This is a genomic window from Gemmatimonas sp., from assembly GCF_046594945.1.
Taxonomy (GTDB): Bacteria; Gemmatimonadota; Gemmatimonadetes; order Gemmatimonadales; family Gemmatimonadaceae; genus Gemmatimonas.
In genome coordinates this window covers 1-3,204 of record NZ_JBKJRB010000063.1, presented here as the reverse complement: position 1 = coordinate 3,204, position 3,204 = coordinate 1, and the positions used below count along the sequence as shown (strand labels likewise).

Sequence of the window (3,204 nt, the reverse complement as noted above, 5' to 3'; positions counted from 1 at the left end):
CTCGCGGCGGCAGCTCGCGGCGGCAGCTCGCGGCGGCAGCTCGCGGGGTACGTACGCTACCCGCAGCCGCAGTCCGAGCCGCAGCCGCTCTTCGGTTTACGCGCGGCGGCGATCGAGCGCCAGGCGCGACGCGCCACAAAGAACAGGGCGCTCGCCACGATCAGGGCAACGACGATCAGTTGCGTGTCCATCGTTAACCTCCGAAGCCAAGGGCCGTTCCGCCCGCGTACACCAGCCACGCGGAGCCCCACGCCAGCGCCAGCATGTAGGCGAACTGCAGGCCGGCCCACTGCCAGCCAATGCGGCCGCCTCCCGCTTCGCGGACGGTAACCGCGATCGTACTGATGCACATTAACGCGAAGACGTAGAATACCATCAGGCCGACGGCGATGAGCGGTGTGTAGGCACGCGCACCGGTGACGGCGTTTCGCTCCGACTGCAGTCGTTCGGTGAGCGCCTGTTCGCTGTCGGTGCCGCCGACGCCGTAGATCGTGCCCATGGTGGACACGAACACTTCCCGAGCGGCAAAGCTGGCCGCAATCGAGACGCCGATCTTCCAGTCGTACCCCAGAGGGCGCACCAACGGTTCGATCCCGTGTCCGATCCGGCCCAGTACCGAGTGCCCCAGCTGCTGCTCCTGCTGCACCTCGACCGGCAGCGACGCGTCGACGGTGGCCTTCGGATATGTGGCCATCGCCCACAAGACGATCGAGAGCGCCAGAATCACGGTCCCGGCCCGCTGCAGGAACAGTTGACAGCGCTGGACCACGGACACACTGAGTGACTTGAGACTCGGGACGCGATAGGGCGGCAGCTCGAGGATCATGGGACGCACGGGGCCTTTCAGCAGGGTGCGCTTGAAGATCGCCGCCACGGCGAGCGCGACGACGGTGCCCAGCAGATACATGATCAGCATCGTCGCACCCTGCAGCGTGAGCCCCGGGATGATCGAGGTCGCCGGCACGAAGGCGCCGATCAGCAGGGTGTACACCGGCAATCGTGCTGAGCAGCTCATGAGCGGCACCACCATGATCGTGGCCAGACGATCTTTGGGATCTTCGATGGTGCGCGTGGCCATGATGCCGGGCACGGCGCAGGCATAGCCCGAGAGCATGGGAATGAAGCTCTTTCCGTGCAGGCCCACCCGGCGCATGATGCGATCCATGAGGAACGCGGCGCGCGCCATGTAGCCGGAGTGTTCGAGCAGACCGATGAACGCGAAGAGAATCGCGATCTGCGGCAGGAACACCAGAACCGAGCCCACACCGGCGAAGACGCCGTCCACGATGAGTGAACGCAGATCACCGTCAGGCAACACGGTGCCCACCGCACGGCCAGCGGCGGCAATGCTGGCTTCAATCCCGTCCATCATGGGGGTCGCCCAGGAAAAGACCGCCTGGAACACGATCATCATGAGCCCGAGGAAGATGAGCGGTCCCCACACGCGATGGAGCGCGAACTGGTCGATGCGATCGCTGACGTTGTAGCCGGCTGGGCGAGCGCGGGTGACGGTGCGCTCGATGACCTGCGCGATCCAGGCGTAGCGGACTTCCGATTCGAGACGGGTGGGCACGAACCCCACCGTGCGCAGCTCGTCGGACGCCGCCTTGATCGCGTCGGGAAGTCCCGGCACGCGATCAAGATGCGGACCGACCCGTTGCATCCCCAACAGTCGGAGCGCTTCCATACGCGCGGCGGTCGCTGACAGGCCGTCGGCCACGAGACAGGCCTCCAGCGGCGCGAGCGCGTTCTGAGCGCGTTCGGGAATCGCGAACTGTCGCGCCGGCGCCGGCAAACCGACGGCAATCATGAGCGCCTTCTTGAGCGGCTCGAGCCCTTCGCCGCGCTTGGCGACGGTCGGCACGATCGGCACGCCCAGCGCATGAATGAGCTCCGGGACATCGATGCGCAGTCCTTCCGCCTCAGCCACGTCGAACTGGTTGAGCGCGATGACCACGGGCACGCCAAGCTCGATGACCTGGCTGGCCAGGAAGAGATTGCGCTCGAGGTGCGACGCATCGGCGACCACGAGCACGACATCGGGGCGCCAGCGGTCGGCGTCGCGACCCAGCAGGACCTCCAGCGCCACCTGCTCGTCGGGCGAGCCCGCCGAAAGGGAATAGCTGCCCGGCAGGTCCAACACGATCACCCGACGGCCATCAGGGCCCTTGAATGCCCCCTCAACCCGCTCAACCGTGACACCGGCAAAGTTGCCAACGCGCTGGCGCAGACCGGTCAGGGCATTGAAGAGGGTCGTCTTGCCGGTGTTGGGATTGCCGATGATGGCAACCCGCAGCGTTTCGCGGTCAGTCTCGCTGTTCGCGGGGCGAGAAATGAGCGCCGAATCGTCGGGCGGTTGGGGGCTTTGCAGTGTACTCACCGGATCCTGACGAAGACGCGACGCCGGGTGGCCACCTATCGGGCGCCTCGTGTTCACACGCGCTACGCGTCACACGCGCTACGCGCGCGCGCTAACGGGCTGGACGGTGATGCCGGCCGTGAGGGCCGACCCCAGCGCGAGACGGGTGCCACGCACTTCCAGAAGCATGACACCGCGCGCGTCGATGACGTTGACGCTGGTGCCTTCGCAAAAGCCCAGCGCGCGGAGACGACACGCCTCGTCACCGGAGCATTCGATATCGACCACGGTAACCCGGGTGCCTGCACGACACGCGTTCAGCGCGCACGTGGGGCGGGCGGCGGCGGTGTTTTGAGACTGCAGGGTGGGGAGTTGAATCGCGGCCACGGTGTTAGATGAGAATGTTTCTCAAAGCGTGTGTTGGAGTATACACAGCACACGACTCCCTCCGCAATGGGGAGCAGGACCATCGGCATTTTCCGCGGTCGTTTTAAAGAATCCACGGGCTCTGGACCATAAGCCAGTGGGGATGTTTCCCCAGAATATCCAGAAAACCCACGGCCGATGGCCAACGGCCAACGGCCCACGGCCGAGAGCCGTCAGCCCTCAGCCCTTTGTAGCGTGGGAGCCGAGAGCCCAGAGCGCGCTGTTCAAGAGCTGTGGGCTGTGGGCTCGCTGGGCTCAGGCCGTACCCTCAGGGCGAACGGCTCTCGGCCATGGCCCATGAGGTTTCCCCAGGATACCCAGAGAACCCACGGCCCACGGCCCATGGCCCACGGCCGAGAGCCGTCAGCCCTCAGCCCTTTGTAGCGTGGGAGCCGAGAGCCCAGAGCGCGCTGTTCAAG

Annotated in this window: 3 protein-coding genes; all 3 read right to left on the bottom strand. The window is 65.9% G+C overall.

The annotated features are described in order from the left end of the window. Nucleotides 1-56: 56 nt before the first annotated feature. The 3 genes from ACLL97_RS07185 to ACLL97_RS07175 all read right to left on the bottom strand — a co-directional run bounded on the left by ACLL97_RS07185 (nucleotide 57) and on the right by ACLL97_RS07175 (nucleotide 2,746). Nucleotides 57-191, bottom strand: coding sequence for a FeoB-associated Cys-rich membrane protein (locus tag ACLL97_RS07185; protein ID WP_411279792.1), 135 nt, complete (start codon nucleotides 189-191; stop codon nucleotides 57-59). Between the two features lie 2 nt (nucleotides 192-193). Continuing rightward, entirely contained in the window at nucleotides 194-2,380 is a 2,187-nt protein-coding gene (gene feoB, locus ACLL97_RS07180; protein WP_411279791.1) for a ferrous iron transport protein B, read from the bottom strand. Between the two features lie 78 nt (nucleotides 2,381-2,458). Next, a complete protein-coding gene (locus ACLL97_RS07175) occupies nucleotides 2,459-2,746 on the bottom strand; it encodes a ferrous iron transport protein A (RefSeq protein WP_411279790.1) in 288 nt (95 codons plus the stop codon). Nucleotides 2,747-3,204: the final 458 nt, after the last annotated feature.